This window comes from Nocardioides sp. SLBN-35, assembly GCF_006715725.1.
In the GTDB taxonomy this organism is placed as follows: domain Bacteria; phylum Actinomycetota; class Actinomycetes; order Propionibacteriales; family Nocardioidaceae; genus Nocardioides.
In genome coordinates, this window is record NZ_VFNU01000001.1 from 2700735 (window position 1) to 2720891 (window position 20157).

A 20157-nucleotide genomic window follows, 5' to 3' on the forward strand; every position below is an offset into this window, starting at 1 on the left:
GGGGTCAGCGATGGATCGGCTGTCGGGACTGGATGCGAGCTTCCTCTACCTGGAGACGCCCGCCCAGCTGATGCACGTGTGCGCGGTGATGGTGCTCGACCCGGCGACGATGACGACGCCCTACACCTTCGCCGCGATGCAGCGCGAGATCGAGGTCCGCGTGCGTGACGTGCCCGGCTTCACCCGCAAGGTGCGCGGCGTCCCGCTCGGCCTCGACCACCCGGTCTGGGTGCGCGACAAGGGCTTCGACATCGAGCGCCACGTGCACCGGCTCGCGCTGCCGACGCCCGGTGGGTACGCCGAGCTGATGGACCTGTGCGCCCACCTCGCCTCGCTGCCGCTCGACCGCTCCCGCCCACTGTGGGAGATGTGGGTGATCGAGGGCTACCGGCCCGAGGGCGAGGAGTCCGAGAAGGTCGTCGTGTTCGCCAAGATGCACCACGCGACGGTCGACGGCGTCTCCGGCTCCAACCTGATCTCGCACCTGTGCTCGCTCGAGCCCGACTCACCGCCCCTGGTGCCCGAGAACGCCCCGCACCCGCGCGACCCCGGTCGGGGTGAGCTGCTCGGCCGTGCCGTCATCGGTACGGCGACCCGCCCGGTCACCCTGGTCAAGGTGCTCAAGCCCTCGGCCCAGCTGGTCACCAGGACCATCGGTCGCGCCCGGCAGGGGACCGCCATGGCCGCGCCCTTCTCCGCCCCGCGCACCTCCTTCAACGGCACCATCACCTCGCACCGCTCGATCGCGATGGCCGACCTCGACCTCGAGGAGATCCGCCGCATCAAGAAGGTCACCGGCACCACCGTCAACGACGTCGTCCTCGCCGTCTCCGGCGGCGCCCTGCGCGCCTACCTCGCCGAGCGCGACGAGCTGCCCGAGTCCTCCTTGTTGGCCACCGTCCCCGTCAGCGTGCGCGACAGCTCACGGCGCTCGACGGGCGCCAACAAGGTCTCCGCGCTGTTCACCAAGCTCGGCACCGACATCGACGACCCGCTGGAGCGGCTGCGGATGCTCGCCGAGCGCAACCAGCACGCCAAGGAGCACCACAACGCGATCAGCGCCGACGCACTGCAGGACTGGGCGGAGTTCGCCGCGCCGCGGACCTTCGGTCTCGCGGTGCGCGCCTACGCCAACCTGCGCCTGGCCGAGAAGCACCCGGTCGTGCACAACCTGGTCATCTCCAACGTGCCCGGACCGCCGGTCCCGCTCTACTTCATGGGTGCGCGGATCGACGCCCTGTGTCCCCTCGGCCCGGTCTTCCACGGTGCCGGCCTGAACGTCACCGTGATGTCGAACGCCGGCCAGATGCATGTCGGCGCGATCGCCTGCCGCGAGTCGATGCCCGACACCGACGCGCTCGTGCGCCACTTCCCGGGGGAGCTGGCCCGGCTCAGCGCAGCGGTCGATGGCGCGGGAAGTCCCGACGCCGCGCGTTGACGGTCGCGGCCGCCTCGACGAAGCGCGGCACGAACTTCCCGGCGCCGAGCACGCACCCGGCGTGCCCGTCGTCGACTTCGTGCACGGTCGCGCCGGGGATCGCGCGTGCCAGCGCGAGCTGGCGCGGGGTCGGGATGACCCGGTCGCGCATCATCGCGACCACGGCGGTCGGTACGTCGATCCGCGAGAGCCACGGTCGCGAGTGGTGCTGGCCGAGCGCGGCGAGCGCCTGCCCGACGGCCCACGGGCTGGTCGAGCGGAACTCGCGCAGCGCCCACTCGTGCAGGTCGGAGACCTCGAGGTCGACGCCCCGCGCCGCCGCACGGGCCGCGCGCACCGCCGTACGGGACCGCGAGACGCCGCGCAGCGCGACCATGGTGGAGCCCATGCCGAGGAAGAACCCGCGCTCGGCCGCGGTGAGCTGGAACCGGTCGGTGGTCGCGCCGAGGACCAGGCCGGACACGATCGCCGGATGCTGGCGCCAGACCCGCTGGGCGACGATCGAGCCCATCGAGTAGCCGCCGACGATCACCTCGTCCAGCCCGAGGACGTCGACCAGCGCGGCCACGTCGTCGGCGCAGTCGGTGAGCGAGAACTCCGCGCCCTGGATGCCGCGCCCGTGCCAGCGCTGGTCGAGCGTGATCACGCGGAAACGCCGCGACAGCGGCTCGATCGCGGGGAACCAGGTGAGCAGTCCGGTCGTGCCGAGCGCGTGCAGCAGTACGATCGCCGGCGAGTCCGGGTGCGGTCCCGGCGTGTCGGTGACGTACGTCGACCCGCCCCGTCCCGGCAGCTCCACCATCCGTCCCGACGGGATCCGGGTCGCCGGCAGCTCCACGCGGCGGCGCGCGACGTCGATCAGTGAGACGGCACCCATGCGGGCCAGACTAGAACACGTTACAGTTTCTCCGTGGATGCAGAGGCGATCAACGCAGTACGTGCCGTCGTCGGCGAGGTGCTCGAGCGCGAGGCCGACGCCCGGGACTGGGCGGCCTGGGCCGGAGCCGGACTGACCTCGCTGCCGGTTCCCGAGGAGCACGGTGGCGAAGGGCTCGGCCTCACCGAGGTCGCCGTCCTGCTCCGCGAGACCGGCCGTGCCGCCGTCCAGGTGCCGGTGTGGGAGACGCTGTGCTGTGGCGCCCTCACCCTGGCCGGCCACGGCACCGACGCCCAGCGCAAGGAGCTGCTGCCCGGCATCGCCACCGGCGAGCTGGTCCTCACGCCCGCGCTGCGCGGCGCCGCGACGTACGCCGACGGCACGGTCAGCGGCCGCAAGCTCGCCGTCACCTTCGCCGAGCAGGCCGCCCGCCTCCTCGTGACGGCCGCCGACGGGGACGACGAGGTCGTGGTGCTCGTCGACCCGGCCGGTCCGGGCGTGACCCTGCTGCCCGCCAGCGCGTCCAGCGCCACCCCGCAGCACACCGTCGTCCTCGACGGCGCCCCGGCCGAGCCGCTCGCCGACGGTGCCGCCGCCCGGCTGCGCGACCTGGCTCGAGCCGGCCTGGCCGCCACCGCAGCGGGCGTGCTCGCCGGTGCCCGCGACCTGACCGCCGACTACGTCAAGGGCCGCCGGCAGTTCGGTCGCGCGCTCGCCGAGTTCCAGGCCGTCTCGCTCCAGATGGCCGACGTCTACATCACCTCGCGCACCCTCGACCTCGCTGCCGACAACGCCGTGTGGCGGGTCGCCGAGGGGCATCCGGCCGGCCCCCACGACACGGATCTCGCGGTCGCCGGCTACTGGGCGAGCCAGGTGGCGCCGTACGCCCTGCGCACCTGTCACCACCTCCACGGCGGCATGGGCGTCGACATCACCTACCCGCTCGTCGCGCTGACCACGTGGGGCACCGACCTCGCGCACGCGCTCGACACCACCGCGGCCGACGTCCCGGTCGAGGACGCCGACGCCAAGAACCTCGAGCTGACCGACGACCAGCGCGCGCTCAAGGCGCGACTGCGCGAGTACTTCGGCGGTGTCGCGGCCGAGTTCGACGGCATCCACGACCCGGACCCGGTCGAGGGCGCCTGGAACCGCCACGGGCCGACCTACGAGCGGATGATCCGCCGCCTCGGCACCGACGGCTGGATGGGCGTCGGCTGGCCGGAGGAGTACGGCGGCCACGGGCTCGGCGAGATCGAGCAGACGATCTTCGCCAACGAGGCGCAGTACGCCGACGTGCACCTCCCGTCGGTCACCCTGCAGACCGTCGGCCCGACCCTGATCCGCTACGGCACGCAGAAGCAGAAGGACCTCTTCCTCGAGCGCATCCTCAAGGGCGACGTGCACTTCGCGATCGGCTACAGCGAGCCCGACGCCGGCACGGACCTCGCCTCGCTGCGCACCACGGCCAAGCTGATCGAGGGCGACGGCGACCCCTACTACCTGGTCAACGGACAGAAGATGTGGACCACCGGCGGCCACCAGGCCGACTACCTGTGGCTCGCGGTCCGCACCGACCCGGACGCCCCGAAGCACAAGGGCATCTCGATCCTGATCGTGGACACCAAGGATCCCGGCTACAGCTGGACCCCGATCATCACGGCCGACGGCTCGCACCACGTCAACGCGACGTACTTCAACGACGTCCGGGTCCCCGTCGACATGCTCGTCGGCGAGGAGAACCAGGGCTGGAAGCTGATCACGACCCAGCTCAACCACGAGCGGGTCATGCTCGGCCCCGCCGGACGGATCGAGGGCCTGCGCGATCGGGTCCTGCGCTGGGCCGGGGCGGCCGGCGTCCTCGACCGTCCCGACGTCCGCGACGTGCTCGGCAGGACCACCGCGGTGTTCCGGATCAACGAGCTGCTCAACTGGGAGGTCGCGCGTGCCGCGGCCGCCGGCGAGATCGAGGTGGCGGACGCGTCGTCGTCGAAGGTCTTCGCCTCCGACCAGGTGCAGCACCTGCTCGCCGACCTCATCTCGCTCGTGCACCGCCACGGTGACGCGGGGGAGACGGTGACGAAGGACCTGCTCGACTACCTCGATGCGCAGGCCAAGCGGAACCTCGTGCTCACCTTCGGTGGCGGGGTGCAGGAGGTCCAGCGCGAGCTGATCTCGATGTTCGGCCTCGGCCTGCCGCGGGTGCCGCGATGAGCACCCACGAGCAGCAGGCGCTGGTGGACCCCGCGGTCCACGAGAAGATCATGGCCGAGGCCGACCGGATCAAGGCCTGGGGCGAGGCCGCCGAGCGGGTCGCCCGCGACGAGGTGAACCAGCCGACGATCAACAACTGGCTGGAGGCGATGGGCCTCGACAACCCGCGGTTCGCGGCGGGCGAGGCGCCGCCGTCGATGGCCCAGGTCTGGACCATGTACGGCCTCGGCGGCAAGCCGCCCGAGCAGGACCCCCTCCACTCGATGATGCGGGTGCTCACCGACGCGGGCTTCACCGCCGTCCTCGGCACCAACTGCGAGCAGTCCTACGACCGCTACCTGCGAGTGGGGGAGCAGCTGCGGGTCACCACCGCGCTCGACTCGGTCGTCGGCCCGAAGGCCACCGGCATGGGCGTCGGCTACTTCGTGACCTCCCGCAACACCTGGTACGTCGCCCATCCCGACGGACGCAGCGAGCGGGTCGCGACCATGCTCTTCCGGGTCCTCAAGTTCGTCCCGCGTGCGAAGGCCGACGCGTGAGTGGCCCGGTGCGCCCGGTCGTCAACCGGGACAACGCCTACTTCTTCGAGGGTACGGCGAAGCGCGAGCTGCGCATCCAGAAGTGCAACCAGTGCGGCGTCCTGCGCCACCCGCCCGGCCCGGCCTGCCCCGACTGCGGCGCGTTCGACCGCGGCTATGTCGTGTCCGCAGGCGAGGGCACGGTGTTCTCCTACCTGGTCCACCACGCTCCGCAGGTGCCCGGCAAGGAGCTCCCGCTGGTCATCGCGCTGCTCGACCTCGACGAGGGCGTGCGGATGGTGGCCGAGATGACCGGCCCGGTCGAGATCGGCGACCGCGCCACCGTCGGCTGGAACGTGGTCGACGACGACCTGACCCTCCCGATCTGGACGAAGGTGGACCGATGAGCGCCAAGCTGTTCGTGGGGGACCGGCTCCCCGAGTGGACCCTTCCGATCACGCCGACCCTCGTGGTCTCGACCGCGATCGCGACCCGCGACTTCCAAGACGTCCACCACGACCGCGACATCGCCCAGGCGGCCGGATCGAAGGACATCTTCGTCAACATCCTCACCTCGACCGCGCTGTGCGAGCGCTACGTCACCGACTGGGTCGGACCCGACGTGCAGATCCGGGGCATCGCGATCCGCCTCGGCGCGCCGGCGTACCCCTATGACACGTTCACGTTCACCGGTGAGGTGACCGACGTCGCCGACGGCGTCGCCACCATCAAGGTGGTCGGCGCGGTGTCGCTCGGCGACCACGTCGTCGGAACGGTCACGGTGGCGGCATGACCGAGCGCACCCTGTCGGGCAGGGCCGCGATCGCCGGCATCGGCGCGACCGAGTTCTCCAAGGAGTCGGGCCGCTCCGAGCTCCAGCTCTCCGTCGAGGCCGTGCGCCACGCGCTCGCCGACTGCGGCCTCACGCCCGCCGACGTCGACGGCCTGGTCACCTTCACGATGGACACCTCGTCCGAGATCGCCGTGGCCCGCGAGCTCGGCATCCCCGAGCTGCGCTTCTTCAGCCGGATCAACTACGGCGGCGGTGCTGCCTGCGCCACCGTCCAGCAGGCCGCGATGGCCGTCGCCACCGGCGTCGCCGACGTCGTCGTCGCCTACCGCGGCTTCAACGAGCGCTCGGGTGACCGGTTCGGCCAGGTGTCGGCGTGGGCGGCCCAGCAGGTCAACACCAACGGCCTCGACAACGCCTGGACCTACCCGCTCGGCCTGTCCACCCCGGCCGCCACGGTCGCGATGCAGGCCCGCCGCTACATGCACGAGTACGGCGCCACCTCGGCCGACTTCGGCCGCGTCGCGGTCGCCGACCGCCGGCACGCCGCCACCAACCCGGCCGCGTTCTTCTTCGGCAAGCCGATCACCCTCGAGGACCACCAGGCCTCCCGGATGATCGCCGACCCGCTGCACCTGCTCGACTGCTGCCAGGAGTCCGACGGCGCCGTCGCCCTCGTGGTCGTGTCGGCCGAGCGGGCCAAGGACCTGGCCCAGCCACCGGCGTACGTCGCCGCCGCGGCGCAGGGCTCGGGCCGCGACCAGTTCGTGATGACGTCCTACTACCGCGACGACATCGGCATCCCCGAGATCGGCGTGGTGGGCCGCGAGCTGTGGAAGCAGTCCGGCCTCACCCCCGCCGACATGCCGATGGCCGTGCTCTACGACCACTTCACGCCGTACGTCCTCATGCAGCTCGAGGAGCTCGGCTTCTGCGGCCGCGGCGAGGCCAAGGACTTCGTCAAGGACGGCGCCATCGAGATCGGCGGCCGGCTGCCCATCAACACCCACGGCGGCCAGCTCGGCGAGGCCTACATCCACGGCATGAACGGCATCGCCGAGGGAGTGCGCCAGATCCGCGGCACCTCGGTCAACCCGGTCGCCGACGCCCACCACGTGCTGGTGACCGCCGGCACCGGCGTGCCCACGAGCGGGCTGATCCTCTCGGCGTAGCCCGGACGTCGAGGAGGTCGTGCAGCGACCGTCTCGAGACGCCTACTCCTCGACCCACACGTTGTCGTGCTCGCGCATGAACGCGTCGTGCTCCTCGGGCGTCCACTCCTCGCCCCGGGCGAGCCGATCGAGCCCCTCGAAGTAGGGCTCGCGCGGCGCGCCCGGGGCGAAGTGCAGCAGCATCGACGCCGGGGCACCGGACTCGTTGCGGAACCCGTGGACGCCGCCGGGCGGCACGTGCAGGAAGTCGCCCGGCCGCGCCGTCGTCCACGAGGTGCCGGTGTGGATCCGCACCTCGCCCTCGAGGACGTAGAAGGACTCGGACATGGTGCGGTGGAAGTGCGGGCTCGGACCGCTGACCGCCTCGGAGAACTCCCAGCGGTAGAGGCCGAACAGGCCGCCGGTCGCCTCGCCACGCGCCAGGTAGTGGACCCGGTTGCCGTTGGGGTAGACGAGGTCGGGGCCGTCGGTGCCGGGACGCACCCAGGCCGAGACCTCGCCGTCGCCGTCGTAGAGGGGTGGGGGATACGACATGCCTGCGACGCTACCGAGGTTCCAGTGACCGGACCCACAACCCGCGGCGTGTCGCCGTGTGCCACCATGGGTCCCAAGAGCTCGCGTGCTCTGGGGTCGGTGAAAATCCGAACCGGCGGTGACAGTCCGCGACCCGATCGCAGCCAGTGATCGGTTGACCAGGTGGAACTCCTGGACCGACGGTCAAAGTCCGGATGGGAAGTGCACGCACGAGTGTCCGACGGACGCCCCGCAGCGGGCGCCCGTCGTACGCCAGGCAAGCCCCGGAGTCCGCGTCCAGGACGACGAGAGGCGGTGGCCGGTGGCGGAGACGTTCACCCGTGAGTACGACGCGATGCGTCGTGCGCTCGCGCTGGCAGCGACCCCCGGGGTGCCTCTGCATCCCAACCCGCGAGTGGGCTGCGTGCTGCTCGGCCCTGACGGCGACATCGTCGGCGAGGGCTACCACCACGGCGCCGGTACGCCGCACGCCGAGGTCGAGGCGCTGAAGGTGGCCGGCGACCGAGCGCGCGGCGCCACGGCGATCGTGACGCTGGAGCCGTGCAACCACACCGGTCGCACCGGCCCCTGCTCGCAGGCGCTGATCGCCGCCGGCGTCGCCCGCGTGGTCATCGCGCAGCGCGACCCCAACCCGCAGGCCGCGGGCGGCATGGAGACGCTGCTCGAGGCGGGCATCGAGGTCGACGCCGGCCTGCTCGCCGACGAGGCGGCCGAGGTCAACCGGGCCTGGACGTTCGCGCACCGCAACGGCCGGCCCTTCGTGACCTGGAAGTTCGCGACCACTCTCGACGGGCGCAGCGCCGCCGCCGACGGCACCTCGCGCTGGGTGTCCTCGCCGGCCGCGCGCCGCGACACGCACCTGCTGCGCGGCCTGTGCGACACCATGCTCGTCGGCACCAACACCGTCGAGGTCGACGACCCGCAGCTCACCGTCCGCGGCGACGACGACCAGCCGGTCGGCGAGCAGCCGCTGCGCGTGGTGATGGGGGAGCGCGACCTCGGCGAGGACCGCCGCGTCCTCGACGATGCGGCGCCCACCGTGCACCTGCGCACCCGCGACCCCGAGCAGGCGCTGCGCAGCCTGTACGCCGAGCACGACCGCCACCACGTCTTCCTCGAGGGCGGGCCCACGCTGGCCGCCGCCTTCCTGCAGGCGGGCCTGGTCGACGAGGTCGTCACCTACGTCGCCCCGATGCTGCTCGGCGCCGGCCGCTCCGCCGTCGGCGACCTCGGAATCGCCACCATCGCCGACGCGTTGCACCTGCGGCTCGTCGACACCACTGTCGTCGGCGAGGGCGCCGAGGCCAACGTGCGCCTGATCATGAGGCCCGGCACGGGCCGCACCGAGGAAGGAACCGCCTGATGTTCACCGGCATCGTCGAGGAGCTCGGCACCGTCACCGCCGTCGAGGACCAGGGGGACGCCATCCGGCTCACCATCGCCTCCGACGTGACGTTGTCCGACGCCGGCCTCGGTGACTCCATCGCCGTCAACGGCTGCTGCCTGACCGTGGCCGAGCGCACCGACACGACCTGGACCGCCGACGTGATGGCCGAGACGCTCGCCAAGACCACCACCGGCCGGCTCCACGTCGGCGACCGGGTCAACCTCGAGCGCGCCGTCACCGCGGAGAAGCGCCTCGGTGGCCACGTCGTGCAGGGCCACGTCGACGCCGTCGGCGAGGTCGTCGCCCGCACCCCCAGCGAGCACTGGGAGCTCGTCGAGATCGCGATGCCCGACGAGCTCGGCCGCTACCTCGTCGACAAGGGCTCGATCACCGTCGACGGCACCTCGCTGACGGTCGTCGAGGCCGGCGAGCACACCTTCACCGTCAGCCTGATCCCCGAGACCCTGGCCCGCACGACGCTCGGCTTCCGGGCCGTCGGCGACCGGGTCAACCTCGAGGTCGACGTCATCGCCAAGCACGTCGAGAAGCTCGTCCGTGCCTACACCAGCGCCCCCGGCGCCAGCAGCAAGGAGAACTGACATGTCGGTGCGACTGGACCCGGTCGAGCGCGCGATCGCCGACATCGCGGCGGGCAGGGCCGTCGTCGTCGTCGACGACGAGGACCGCGAGAACGAGGGCGACATCATCTTCGCCGCCAGCAAGGCGACGCCGGAGCTGATGGCGTTCACGATCCGCTACTCCAGCGGCGTCATCTGCGCCCCGATGCCCGGCGCCATGCTCGACCGGCTCGAGATCCCGCTGATGACCCCGCACAACAAGGACGCCTACCGCACGGCGTACACCATCTCGGTGGACGCCCGCGACGGCGTCAGCACCGGCATCTCCGCCGCCGACCGCGCCCACACCGTGCGGGTCCTCGCCGACTCGGCCACCGAGCCGTGGGAGCTGACCCGTCCGGGCCACGTTTTCCCGCTGCGCTACCGCGAGGGCGGCGTCCTGGTCCGACGCGGCCACACCGAGGCCGCCGTCGACCTATGCCGCCTCGCCGGCCTGACCCCGACCGGCGTGCTCGTCGAGGTGGTCAACGACGACGGCACCATGAAGCGAGCCCCCGAGCTGCGCGCGTTCGCCGACGAGCACGGCTTGGCGATGATCTCGATCGAGGACCTGGTCCGCTACCGGCGCCGCGTCGAGACCCACGTCGTGCGCGAGGCGGAGACCAGCCTGCCCACCAGTCACGGCGACTTCACCGCGATCGGCTACACGATCACCGTCGACGGCAGCGAGCATGTCGCCCTCGTGTACGGCGATCCGGCCACCCTCGCGGACGGCGGACCGGTGCTCACCCGGGTGCACTCGGAGTGCCTGACCGGCGACGTCTTCGGCTCCAGCCGCTGCGACTGCGGCCCCCAGCTCAACGAGGCGATGGACCGCATCGTCGAGGAGGGCCGCGGCGTCGTGATCTACCTGCGCGGCCACGAGGGCCGGGGGATCGGCCTGGTCGCCAAGCTGCAGGCCTACCAGCTGCAGGACGGCGGCCGCGACACCGTCGACGCCAACCTCGACCTCGGCCTGCCCGCCGACGCCCGGCACTACGGCGCGGCCACGCAGATCCTCAAGGACCTCGGCGTCTCCGACGTGCGGCTGCTGACCAACAACCCCGACAAGGTGGCCTCGCTCGAGGACTACGGCGTGACCGTCAGCGAGCGGGTCCCGCTCACGCCGCACCCCAACGGCCACAACCTCGCCTACCTGCTGACCAAGCGCGACCGGATGGGCCACGACCTGCCTGACCTCGACCTCGAAGGAGTCAACTGACATGGCCGGACACGGCGCCCCCGACATCGCCCCCACCGACTGCCACGACCTGCGGGTCGCGGTCGTCGCGGCGAGCTGGCACACCGAGGTCATGGACGGGCTGATCGCCGGCGCGCAGCGGGCCTTCGCCGACCACAAGGTCGAGGCGCCGGTCGTGGTGCGAGTCCCCGGCACCTTCGAGCTGCCCGTCACCGCCGACGCCCTCGCTCCGTCGTACGACGCCGTGATCGCACTCGGCGTGGTCATCCGGGGCGGTACCCCGCACTTCGAGTACGTCTGCAGCGCCGCCACCGACGGCCTCACCCGGGTCTCGCTCGACCACCACATTCCGATCGGCTTCGGGGTGCTCACCTGCGACGACGAGGCGCAGGCGCTGGACCGCGCCGGCCTCGAGGGCTCGCACGAGGACAAGGGCTACGAGGCGGCCTCGGCCGCGCTGCAGACCGCGGCCACGTTGAAGAAGATCCGCAGCCGGGGCTACACGGGCTGAGACCGGCGCAGGTCCGGCCGCGGCCACGCCGTAGGCTGACCTCCCGTGAAGACGTTCGACGAGCTGTTCGCAGAGCTCAGCGAGAAGGCACAGACGCGGCCCGAGGGGTCCGGCACCGTCCGGCAGCTCGACGCCGGCGTCCATGCGATCGGCAAGAAGCTGATCGAGGAGGCCGCTGAGTCCTGGATGGCCGCCGAGCACGAGGGCAAGGACGCCACGGCCCTGGAGATCAGCCAGCTGCTCTACCACGCCCAGGTCCTCATGATCGCGAGCGGACTCTCGCTCGACGACGTCTACGCACACCTCTGAGGTGACTCCCATGCTCAAGATCGCCGTCCCCAACAAGGGGGCCCTGTCCGAGGCTGCCTCGGGCATGCTCCGCGAGGCGGGCTACGCCCAGCGCTCGGACTCCAAGCAGCTCACCAAGATCGACCCCGACAACGAGGTCGAGTTCTTCTACCTGCGTCCGCGCGACATCGCGCTGTACGTCGGCGAGGGCACCCTCGACGCCGGCATCACCGGCCGCGACCTGCTCCTCGACTCCCACGCGACCGCGACCGAGGCGCTCCAGCTGGGCTTCGGCCGCTCGAAGTTCCGCTTCGCCGCCCGCCCCGGCACCGCCGAGAAGGTCGAGGACCTGGCGGGCAAGCGGATCGCGACCTCCTACGACGGCGTGGTCAAGCGCTACCTCGCCGAGCGCGGCATCGAGGCCTCGGTCGTCCGTCTCGACGGCGCGGTCGAGACCAGCATCCAGCTCGGCGTGGCCGACGTGATCGCCGACGTCGTGGAGACCGGCTCCACCCTGCGCAACGCGGGCCTGGAGGTGTTCGGCGACGTCATCCTCGAGTCCGAGGGGGTGATGATCACCCGCCCCGACGCCGACCCGAGCGCGCTCGAGGTCTTCACCCGGCGCCTGCAGGGCGTCCTGGTCGCTCGCGCGTACGTGATGATGGACTACGACATCCGTGCGGAGAAGGTCGAGCAGGCCATCGCGCTGACTCCCGGCATCGAGAGCCCCACCGTCAGCCCGCTCCACCGCGAGGGCTGGGTCGCGGTCCGCTCCATGGTGCAGCGGGCCACCGCCCAACGGGTGATGGACGAGCTGTTCGCCCTCGGCGCCCGCGCGATCCTCACCACCGACATCCACGCCTGCCGGCTCTGACCCGCCCGTGACCTCTTCGCCCGACCTGCCCACGCTGCCGCGGACCTGGCGGCCCTTCGGACCACGGATGGCCGCCGCGGTCTTCGCGGTGATCCTCGTGGGCGCCTTCGCCTGGCTCTGGGTGAACTTCGACGACCAGACCAAGGCCGCGGTCAACAACCTGGAGAAGGCGACCGTCGCCTTCTTCATCCTGCTCGGCCTGGCGCTGCTCAACGCCCTGGCCCGCTCCCGGGTGGTCGCCCGCGAGGACGGGCTCACCGTCGTCAACGGCTACCGCACCCGTCGCTTCGCCTGGAGCGAGGTCGGCACGGTCCGGTTCCCTCAGGGTGCCCCGTGGCCGCACCTCGACCTCGGCGACGACGAGCGGGTCTCCCTGCTCGGCATCCACGCCTCCGACGGTGCCCGCGCCGCCACGGCGATCCGCGAGCTGCGCGCGGTCGTCGCCGCCCACCAGGGCTGAGCCGGCTCAGAGGGCGCGAATGCCCCAGGAGGCCGCGAAGGTGTCGCCGGGCGCCAGCACCACCAGGTCCTCGCCGGAGTTGAAGGCGTCCGGGGGAGCGGTCATCGGCTCGACGGCGACGCTGACCCGCGGTGTCGGGGTGTCGTCGCCGGTGTAGACCTGCAGCCACCGGTGGTGCTCGTCGACCCACAGCGCCACCCCGGCGTCGCCGGACCGCAGGGTCACCGTCGCCCGGCCGTCCGCGTCGCGAGCCAGGTCGGTCAACGCGTGGTTGAGCACCGTGCCGCCCAGCGGAGAGGTCACCAGCCCCTCGGCCGGCGCCGTCCCGGTCGGCAGCAGCCGCTCCGGGTCCACCTCCAGCACCGTCGCCGCGCCGAGGTCGATCGTCCATCCGTCGCACGGTCCCGGCCCGGCCAGCAGGTAGGGATGTGCCCCCGATGCGTACGGCGCCGCCGACGTCGCCAGGTTCGTCGCCGCCTGCGTGACCGTCAGCCCGTCCGCCCCCAGCGCGTACGCCGTCGTCAGCGCCAGCGCCCACGGATAGCCCGTCTGCGCGGGCAGGAAGTACGACAGCTCCACCCGGTCCGGCGCCGCGGACGCCAACGTCCACGCCGCCCACCGCACCAGCCCGTGCGACGCATTGCCCCGCTTCGGCTCGGTCAGCGCGAGCTGTTGGGTGCTCCCCTCGAAGGTGTAGCGCCCGTCCCGGATCCGGTTCGGCCACGGCACCAGCAGCTGCCCCCGCCCACCCGACGGCATCGCGTCCTCCGCGAACCCGTCGACCAGCTCGCGGCCGCCGTACGTCAGCGACCGCAGCGCGCCACTGCCCTGCGTGACGACGGCGCGGTAGCCGTGGGAGGACAGGACGTACTGCTCGCCGGTGGGTGCGGTCACGGGGTGAGCCTAGGCAACGCGCTAGGTGCGCACGACCAGGTCCGCCCGCGCCCGCGTCCCCTCCTGGGCGTGCAGTGCCTCCTCGTCGGCCAGCCACGCGTCCCAGTGCGGCCGCATCTGCTCGCCGTCGCGCTCCAGCCACCTCGCCAGGCGCACGTCGAGGTCCGCCTCGACCCACACCGTCAACGTCACCAGTGACGCGTACGACGCCGCCGCGCTGCCGACGCCCTCGAGCACGAGCAGCGGCCCGGGGTCGACGACGAACGTCCCGTCCCAGCCGTCGGCGTACCAGTCCCAGCGCCGCCAGCGTCCGGGTCGTCCAGCAGCGAGGGGGAGCAGCAGCGCCTCGACCGAGGCGCCCAGCCCCGGCAGCCCGCGCCAGCCCTCGAGCATCTCGTCGGTGCCGAGCACGACCGCCTCCGGTGCCAGGGCCGCCAGCGCGCGGGCCAGCGTGGTCTTGCCCGAACCGGCCAGCCCGTCGATGCAGATCAGCCGTCCCGCCCCGAGCGTCGGCGGCCGCGACAGGGTCGCGGCGAGGATGTCAGAAGGCGAGGCCGTGGCCACGGTAGGTCGGGACCTCCTCGACGAACCGCTCGCCCTGCAGGAGCAGCGCGGTGCGGCCGTGCTCGAACGGCTCGCCCGACTTGGCGTGCCGGAACCACACCAGGTCGCCGATCGCGAGCCGCCCGGCGTTGGTGCCGACCAAGGGCGTCTGCACCTCGCCGGCGCCCTCGAGCCCGGTCAGGCTCAGGCCCGGGGGTGCCCACGGCGTCGGCGCCCGGTCGGAGCCGGTGGGGCCGGAGGCGATCAGGCCGCCGCCGTGCACCGTCGCGACGTCGGCCGAGGGCCGCCGGGTGACGGGCAGCCCGAAGAAGGCCGCCGGGATGGGGGAGAAGGACTCGTAGTGGTCGAACAGCGTGGGCGCCAGCAGGCCTGAACCGGCCGTCACCTCGGTCACGACCGGGTCCGCGGCCGACGACTCGATCGACCCCGAGCCACCGGCGTTCCAGAACTCGATGCCCGCGAAGTCGCCGTACCCCTTGAGGGCGTCGAGCGCCTCGATCATCGCGGTACGACGCACCTGCAGCTGCGCGACCGAGAGCTGCTTGAGCTTGCGCACGATCGCCGACTTCGCCCGCTGGTGCGGCACCGCGTCCGGTACGCCGGCCACCTGGCCCTCGTAGGTCATCACCCCGACCAGCTGGAAGCCCTTGCGGTCGATCACGGTCCGGGCGAGCGAGGTGACCGCGCCGACGTCGTACAGGGGGGAGCGCTTGGGCCCGACCGCCTGTCCGCCCCAGCGCAGCCCGGCGTCGATGTCGAGCGCCACCCGCACCGGCACCGCCGTGGAGGCCCGCAGGCTGTCGACGAGGTCGAGGTGGGCGACGTCGTCGACCATGATCGTGATCCGCGAGGCCGCCCGCGGCGAGGCGACCAGCGCGGCCAGCGCGGCCCGGTCCACGCTCGGGTAGGCGACCACGATGTCGTCGCACACGTCCTCCTCGGCCAGCCACAGCGCCTCGGCGAGCGTGTAGGCCAGCACCCCGGCGAACCCGTCGGCCGCCAGCGCCCGGCTCACCAGCGCCGGCACCCGGATCGACTTCGACGCGACCCGGATCGGCGTACCGCCGGCCCGGCGGGCCAGGTCGGCCGCGTTGGCGTCGAAAGCGTCGAGGTCGACGACGAACACCGGCGTGGACAGGGGCTCGCGCCAGGCAGCGACTGCCTCGCGCAGGCGCGCGGCGAGCCTGGTGCGCGCGATCGACGACGCAGGGGGGTGGTGCTGCATCTGGTCATCGTTCCACGGGTGGGATGATTCCTCCGTGACCGCATCGCCGAACGAGCGTCCCGACGCCCGCCGCCTGCAGGGCTCGGAGTACGTCGACGACGACGGCGGTGCCGATGCCACCCTGGCTCGGGCGCTGGCCGGCCACGAGGCCGGGACGACGCCGTACCCGGAGGCGCTCGCCGCCCTGGCCCCGGCCCGGCTGCTGGTCCCGGTCGTCGCGCTCCTCGGCGAGGCCGAGGTCGGCGAGGACGGGCTCGCGCGCGACAAGTCGAGCGACATGGCGGCCGTGCTGCTCACCGGCGCCGACGGCCGGCTCGCGCTGCTCGCGTTCACCGACCTCGCCGCGCTGGCCGCGTGGGACCCGCAGGCGCGTCCGGTCCCTGTCGCCGCGCACCTCGCCGCCGCCACCGCCGTGCAGGAGGGCGCGCAGGCGCTGGTGGTCGACGTGGCCGGCCCGCACACCTTCGTCCTCGCCGACGACGACCTGCACCGGATCGCGTCCGGCTGGACCCCCGTCCGGCTCGAGGACGGCGACTGGGCCTGGCTGGGTGCCGCGGATTAGCACCCTGCGGAACAAACGGGTTAGCATCGGGCGTTGACCGATCCGTCATGCCTGTACCCGCAGGCGTCGACAGATCCACAAGCGGGGACCAGCACCATCGTCTCCCACCCGCAGCGGCCGCCAGGTCGTCGGGTCCGGTCCGTGGAAAGCCCCGCCGGGGCCGTCGTACGACGACACCGGAGTCACGGGGCCCGTGACTGGCTTCCGCTTGTACCAGCGGGAGCCTCTTCTCATTTGCAGGGCTGAAGACCTCCCGACACACCTAGTTTGGAGGACACATCAGCACCGAGCTGCGCATCAACGAGCGGATCCGGGTTCCCGAGGTCCGTCTCGTGGGACCCAACGGCGAGACCGTCGGCATCGTCCCCACCGACCAGGCCCTCAAGCTCGCGCAGGAGGCCGACCTGGACCTGGTGGAGATCGCCCCGATGGGGAAGCCCCCCGTCTGCAAGCTCATGGACTACGGGAAGTTCAAGTACGAGAACGCCCAGAAGGCCCGTGAGGCGCGACGGAACCAGACCAACGTCATCATCAAGGAGATGAAGCTCCGGCCCAAGATCGACGCGCACGACTACGAGACCAAGAAGGGTCACGTCGTTCGCTTCCTCAAGGCCGGCGACAAGGTCAAGATCACGATCATGTTCCGCGGCCGCGAGCAGCACCGCCCCGAGCTGGGCTACCGACTGCTGCAGAAGCTGGCCGAGGACGTCCAGGAGCTGGGCTTCGTGGAGTCCAACCCCAAGCAGGACGGCCGCAACATGACGATGGTCATCGGCCCGCACAAGAAGAAGGCCGAGGCCAAGCTCGAGGTGAAGGCCGCGAAGCAGGAGGCCGCCGCGGAGCGCGCCGCCGAGCAGGCCGCCGAGCACGCCGAGCGGACCGCCGTGCAGCCGTCGAGCACCAAGAAGGCCAAGCGCGCCAACGAGGCGCTCGACCCCGACATCGACCTGTAAGACGAACGAAGAGACAGAGCGGACACATCAGATGCCCAAGAACAAGACGCACTCCGGCGCCAGCAAGCGGTTCAAGGTGACCGGCAGCGGCAAGATCCTTCGCGAGAAGGCCGGCAAGCGCCACAACCTCGAGAAGAAGGCCTCCAAGGTCACCCGTCGCCTCACCGGCACGGTCGAGGTCGCCAAGAACGACGTCCCGCGCGCGAAGAAGATGCTCGGTCTCTGACCGGCCGTCGTCCGCCCCTGAACTCAAGCAACAAGGAGTAAGAAGATGGCACGCGTCAAGCGCGCAGTGAACGCGGCGAAGAAGCGTCGTACTACCCTCGACCGGGCCAGCGGCTACCGCGGCCAGCGCTCGCGGCTCTACCGCAAGGCCAAGGAGCAGGTCACCCACTCGCTGGTCTACAGCTACAACGACCGCAAGAAGAACAAGGGCAACTTCCGCCGCCTGTGGATCCAGCGCATCAACGCCGCTGCCCGCGCCGAGGGCCTGACCTACAACCGCTTCATCCAGGGTCTCAACCTGGCCGGCATCGAGGTCGACCGCAAGATCCTCGCCGACCTCGCGGTCAACGACGCGCCCGCCTTCGCCGCGCTCGTCGCGCAGGCCAAGGCCGCGCTGCCCGAGGACGTCAACGCGCCCAAGGTGTCCGCCTGAGCATGACTCCTCTGAGCGCGGGCAACACCCGCGTCAAGGAAGCACGCAAGCTGCACCGCCGTCCGGAGCGATCCGGGCGGCGGTGTTTCCTTGCCGACGGCCCGAAGGCCGTCGAGGGCGCGCTCGGCGCCGGTGTCGTGGTCGAGGTGTTCGCGACCGCCGAGGCCGCCGTGCAGTACGCCGACCTGCTGGCCGACGCCCCGGTCGCCCTGGTCGACGACCGCGCGATGGGCGGCCTCAGCGACAGCGTCAACCCCGCCGGCCTGGTGGCGGTGTGCCGGTTCCTGGACAGCGAGCTGCCGTCCGCCCCGCGGCTGCTGTCGATCTGCGCCGACGTGCGCGACCCCGGCAACGCCGGCACCGTCATCCGCACCAGCGACGCCGCCGGCGCCGGGGCCGTCGTGCTGGCCGGCGACTCCGTCGACCCCTACAACCCGAAGACCGTGCGGGCCACCGTCGGCAGCCTGTTCCACCTCCCGGTGGTCGTCGAGCGCGACCCGGCGGCCGCCGTACGACGGGCGCAGGCGGCCGGGCTCACGGTGCTCGCCGCCGACGGCGGGGGAGAGGTCGACCTCTTCGCCGCCGACGACCTGCTCGCGCGGCCCACGGCCTGGCTGTTCGGCAACGAGGCCTGGGGCCTGCCCGAAGAGCTCGCGGCGCTGGCCGACCACCGGGTCAGCATCCCGATCCTCGGCGGTGCCGAGTCGCTCAACCTCGCCACGGCCGCGGCGGTCTGTCTCTACGCCAGCGCCCGCGCCATGATGAGGTCGTGACCGACCCCCTCGACCTCCTTCCGGACGGCGTCGTCCTCGCCGGCGCCGACGCCACGGTGAGCGCGGTCAACGCGGTCGCGGCCGCCATGCTCGGCATCGACGACCCGGCCGCCGCCGTCGGTCGGCCGCTGGACGAGGTGCTCGCCCTCACCGACCACGACGCGCGGACCTGGACCGACGCGAACGCGCCGTACCGCGGACTGTCCACCCGCAGCGGTGTCCCCGAGCAGTCGTGGCTGCTGCCCGACGGCACCGAGGTGCTGGTCACCGCGCGACTGCACCGTGCCGTCCGCCCCGGCCCGGTCACCACTGTGGCCATCGACCTGCGCTCCGGCCGGGGCCGGGCCCGCCTCGACCGCGACCGCTCCGACCTCGTCGCCACCCTCGCCCACGAGCTGCGCTCCCCCCTCACCGGCGTCAAGGGCTTCGTCCAGGCCCTCCTCAACCGGTGGGACAAGCTCAGCGACGAGCAGAAGCGACTCATGCTCACCACCGCGAGCGCGGACGCCGACCGGCTCAGCCGGCTGATCACCGAGCTGCTCGACGTCGCCCGGATCGACACCGGCCGGCTCCAGCTGCACCGCCGCCCGACCGACCTCGGTCGCAAGGCCGAGCTGGTGCACCGGTCGATCACCGTGGTCACCTCCACGCCGATCGAGCTCGACATCGAGCCCGACCTCCCCCCGGTCGACGCCGACCCGGACAAGGTGCTGCAGGTGCTCACCAATGTCGTCGAGAACGCCGTGCGCCACGGCAGCGGCACGGTCCGGGTCCACGTCGGGCGCTGGGGCGAGGACGACGACCACCTCGCCGTCACCGTCACCGACGAGGGCGCCGGCATCGCCCCCGAGCTGCGACAGCGGATCTTCACCAAGTTCTGGACCGAGGGCACGGGCGGCGGGTCGGGCCTCGGCCTCTACATCGTGCGCGGCCTGGTCCGCGCTCACGGCGGCACCATCGTCGTCGACGACCGCCCCGGCGGCGGCGCCCGGATCGTCACGACCTGGCCGGTCGCGCGGACCGTGGCAGCATGAGCCCATGACCGAGGCCGAACCGCCCGCCGACGTGCTTCGCCGCTACCTGACCAATGTCCGCGAGGCGCTGCTCTGGAAGCTCGAGGGACTGGGCGAGCGGCAGCTGCGCCTGCCCCGCACCCCGACCGGGACCTCCTTCCTGGGCACGGTGCTGCACTGCGCCAACGTCGAGATCGGCTACTTCGGCCCGACCTTCGGACGGATCTGGCCAGAGCCGGACCACCCGGCGGTGATCGCGATGGACGCCTACGACACCGACCCCCAGGCCGACTGGACCGTGCCCGCCGACCTCCCGGCCGCCGAGCTGATCGCCCTCTACGGCCGGGTCGGCGCCTTCGCCGACGCCGCGCTCGCCGAGCTCCCGCTGGACACTCCCGGGCGCGTCCCGTGGTGGCCGCAGGACGGGGCAGCGACCACGCTGCACCACATCGCCGTCCACGTCCTGTGCGACCTCCAGCGGCACGCCGGCCAGCTCGACATCCTCCGCGAGCAGCTCGACGGCGCCGCCGGGCTGCGCCCCGCGATGACCAACGTCCCGGACGGCGTCGACTGGCCGTCGTACGTCGCGCGGCTGACCGCGGTAGCCGAGCAGTTCCCCGAGTAGGTCCCACGG

25 protein-coding genes and 1 riboswitch are annotated in these 20157 nt (G+C 72.2%); of the genes, 20 read left to right on the forward strand and 5 right to left on the reverse strand.

Features of this window, described 5'->3' with window-relative positions:
- The first annotated feature begins 10 nt into the window (after positions 1-10).
- The gene (locus FBY23_RS13055; protein WP_141798539.1) at positions 11-1438 is read left to right on the forward strand and encodes a wax ester/triacylglycerol synthase family O-acyltransferase; all 1428 of its coding nucleotides are present in this window, start codon (positions 11-13) and stop codon (positions 1436-1438) included.
- Here FBY23_RS13055 and FBY23_RS13060 read toward each other — a convergent pair.
- Positions 1392-2315, reverse strand: a complete 924-nt coding sequence (locus FBY23_RS13060; RefSeq protein WP_141798540.1) for an alpha/beta fold hydrolase — start codon at positions 2313-2315, stop codon at positions 1392-1394. The genes FBY23_RS13055 and FBY23_RS13060 overlap by 47 nt on opposite strands.
- Before the next feature lie 33 nt (positions 2316-2348).
- Here FBY23_RS13060 and FBY23_RS13065 point away from each other — a divergent pair, with 33 nt between their 5' ends.
- From FBY23_RS13065 to FBY23_RS13080, 5 genes are read left to right on the forward strand one after another with little or no spacing between them, the layout of a single operon-like run.
- The gene (locus FBY23_RS13065; RefSeq protein WP_141798541.1) at positions 2349-4529 is read left to right on the forward strand and encodes an acyl-CoA dehydrogenase; all 2181 of its coding nucleotides are present in this window, start codon (positions 2349-2351) and stop codon (positions 4527-4529) included.
- Positions 4526-5068: a MaoC family dehydratase N-terminal domain-containing protein gene (locus FBY23_RS26200; protein ID WP_174245207.1), complete on the forward strand. Its 543-nt coding sequence runs from the start codon at positions 4526-4528 to the stop codon at positions 5066-5068. Before FBY23_RS13065 ends, FBY23_RS26200 begins: the two co-directional genes overlap by 4 nt.
- Positions 5065-5454, forward strand: coding sequence for a Zn-ribbon domain-containing OB-fold protein (locus FBY23_RS26205; protein WP_174245208.1), 390 nt, complete (start codon positions 5065-5067; stop codon positions 5452-5454). Before FBY23_RS26200 ends, FBY23_RS26205 begins: the two co-directional genes overlap by 4 nt.
- Entirely contained in the window at positions 5451-5840 is a 390-nt protein-coding gene (locus tag FBY23_RS13075) for a MaoC family dehydratase (RefSeq protein WP_141798542.1), read from the forward strand. Before FBY23_RS26205 ends, FBY23_RS13075 begins: the two co-directional genes overlap by 4 nt.
- Entirely contained in the window at positions 5837-7009 is a 1173-nt protein-coding gene (locus FBY23_RS13080) for a lipid-transfer protein (protein ID WP_141798543.1), read from the forward strand. Before FBY23_RS13075 ends, FBY23_RS13080 begins: the two co-directional genes overlap by 4 nt.
- A gap of 42 nt (positions 7010-7051) precedes the next feature.
- On the opposite strand, the gene FBY23_RS13085 is transcribed toward FBY23_RS13080, so the two are convergent.
- On the reverse strand, positions 7052-7543 hold the full coding sequence (locus FBY23_RS13085) for a cupin domain-containing protein (protein ID WP_141798544.1): 492 nt from the start codon (positions 7541-7543) through the stop codon (positions 7052-7054).
- Between the two features lie 81 nt (positions 7544-7624).
- Positions 7625-7754: riboswitch (FMN riboswitch) on the forward strand.
- Positions 7755-7877: 123 nt separating this feature from the next.
- On the opposite strand from FBY23_RS13085, the gene ribD reads away from it, so the two are divergent.
- From ribD to FBY23_RS13120, 7 genes are read left to right on the forward strand one after another with little or no spacing between them, the layout of a single operon-like run.
- Positions 7878-8906: a bifunctional diaminohydroxyphosphoribosylaminopyrimidine deaminase/5-amino-6-(5-phosphoribosylamino)uracil reductase RibD gene (gene ribD, locus FBY23_RS13090; protein ID WP_141801032.1), complete on the forward strand. Its 1029-nt coding sequence runs from the start codon at positions 7878-7880 to the stop codon at positions 8904-8906.
- On the forward strand, positions 8906-9529 hold the full coding sequence (locus FBY23_RS13095) for a riboflavin synthase (protein ID WP_141798545.1): 624 nt from the start codon (positions 8906-8908) through the stop codon (positions 9527-9529). Before ribD ends, FBY23_RS13095 begins: the two co-directional genes overlap by 1 nt.
- A 1-nt stretch (position 9530) precedes the next feature.
- Positions 9531-10769 (forward strand): bifunctional 3,4-dihydroxy-2-butanone-4-phosphate synthase/GTP cyclohydrolase II, encoded by a 1239-nt coding sequence (locus tag FBY23_RS13100; RefSeq protein WP_141798546.1) that lies wholly within the window; start codon positions 9531-9533, stop codon positions 10767-10769.
- 1 nt (position 10770) lies between these two features.
- Positions 10771-11259 carry a 6,7-dimethyl-8-ribityllumazine synthase gene (ribH, locus tag FBY23_RS13105; RefSeq protein ID WP_141798547.1) on the forward strand — a complete coding sequence of 163 codons (489 nt, stop codon included), beginning with the start codon at positions 10771-10773 and terminating at the stop codon, positions 11257-11259.
- Positions 11260-11304: 45 nt separating this feature from the next.
- Complete coding sequence (locus FBY23_RS13110) at positions 11305-11568, forward strand: phosphoribosyl-ATP diphosphatase (RefSeq protein WP_141798548.1); 264 nt, start codon at positions 11305-11307, stop codon at positions 11566-11568.
- Positions 11569-11578: 10 nt separating this feature from the next.
- A complete protein-coding gene (gene hisG, locus FBY23_RS13115) occupies positions 11579-12421 on the forward strand; it encodes an ATP phosphoribosyltransferase (protein ID WP_141798549.1) in 843 nt (280 codons plus the stop codon).
- Between the two features lie 7 nt (positions 12422-12428).
- Positions 12429-12881 (forward strand): PH domain-containing protein, encoded by a 453-nt coding sequence (locus FBY23_RS13120; protein ID WP_186348229.1) that lies wholly within the window; start codon positions 12429-12431, stop codon positions 12879-12881.
- A gap of 6 nt (positions 12882-12887) precedes the next feature.
- Here FBY23_RS13120 and FBY23_RS13125 read toward each other — a convergent pair whose 3' ends face one another.
- The 3 genes from FBY23_RS13125 to FBY23_RS13135 are packed head-to-tail and all read right to left on the reverse strand — an operon-like array spanning position 12888 to position 15564.
- Complete coding sequence (locus FBY23_RS13125) at positions 12888-13775, reverse strand: aldose 1-epimerase family protein (RefSeq protein ID WP_141798550.1); 888 nt, start codon at positions 13773-13775, stop codon at positions 12888-12890.
- Positions 13776-13796: 21 nt separating this feature from the next.
- Entirely contained in the window at positions 13797-14339 is a 543-nt protein-coding gene (locus FBY23_RS13130) for a uridine kinase (RefSeq protein ID WP_260805947.1), read from the reverse strand.
- Positions 14317-15564: an amino acid deaminase/aldolase gene (locus FBY23_RS13135; protein ID WP_141798551.1), complete on the reverse strand. Its 1248-nt coding sequence runs from the start codon at positions 15562-15564 to the stop codon at positions 14317-14319. Before FBY23_RS13135 ends, FBY23_RS13130 begins: the two co-directional genes overlap by 23 nt.
- Before the next feature lie 34 nt (positions 15565-15598).
- Here FBY23_RS13135 and FBY23_RS13140 point away from each other — a divergent pair, with 34 nt between their 5' ends.
- The 7 genes from FBY23_RS13140 (at position 15599) to FBY23_RS13170 (ending at position 20148) form a co-directional block, all read left to right on the forward strand.
- Positions 15599-16126, forward strand: coding sequence for an SseB family protein (locus FBY23_RS13140; protein ID WP_141798552.1), 528 nt, complete (start codon positions 15599-15601; stop codon positions 16124-16126).
- A 296-nt stretch (positions 16127-16422) separates the two neighbouring features.
- A complete protein-coding gene (gene infC / locus FBY23_RS13145) occupies positions 16423-17079 on the forward strand; it encodes a translation initiation factor IF-3 (RefSeq protein ID WP_396954516.1) in 657 nt (218 codons plus the stop codon).
- 31 nt (positions 17080-17110) lie between these two features.
- Complete coding sequence (gene rpmI / locus FBY23_RS13150; protein WP_028654205.1) at positions 17111-17305, forward strand: 50S ribosomal protein L35; 195 nt, start codon at positions 17111-17113, stop codon at positions 17303-17305.
- A gap of 45 nt (positions 17306-17350) precedes the next feature.
- Complete coding sequence (gene rplT, locus FBY23_RS13155; RefSeq protein WP_141798554.1) at positions 17351-17737, forward strand: 50S ribosomal protein L20; 387 nt, start codon at positions 17351-17353, stop codon at positions 17735-17737.
- Positions 17738-17739: 2 nt separating this feature from the next.
- Positions 17740-18510, forward strand: coding sequence for an RNA methyltransferase (locus FBY23_RS13160; protein ID WP_141798555.1), 771 nt, complete (start codon positions 17740-17742; stop codon positions 18508-18510).
- Positions 18507-19544: a sensor histidine kinase KdpD gene (locus tag FBY23_RS13165; RefSeq protein ID WP_260805948.1), complete on the forward strand. Its 1038-nt coding sequence runs from the start codon at positions 18507-18509 to the stop codon at positions 19542-19544. The genes FBY23_RS13160 and FBY23_RS13165 overlap by 4 nt, the downstream gene beginning before the upstream one ends.
- 4 nt (positions 19545-19548) lie before the next feature.
- Positions 19549-20148, forward strand: coding sequence for a DinB family protein (locus FBY23_RS13170; protein ID WP_141798556.1), 600 nt, complete (start codon positions 19549-19551; stop codon positions 20146-20148).
- Positions 20149-20157 lie beyond the last annotated feature (9 nt).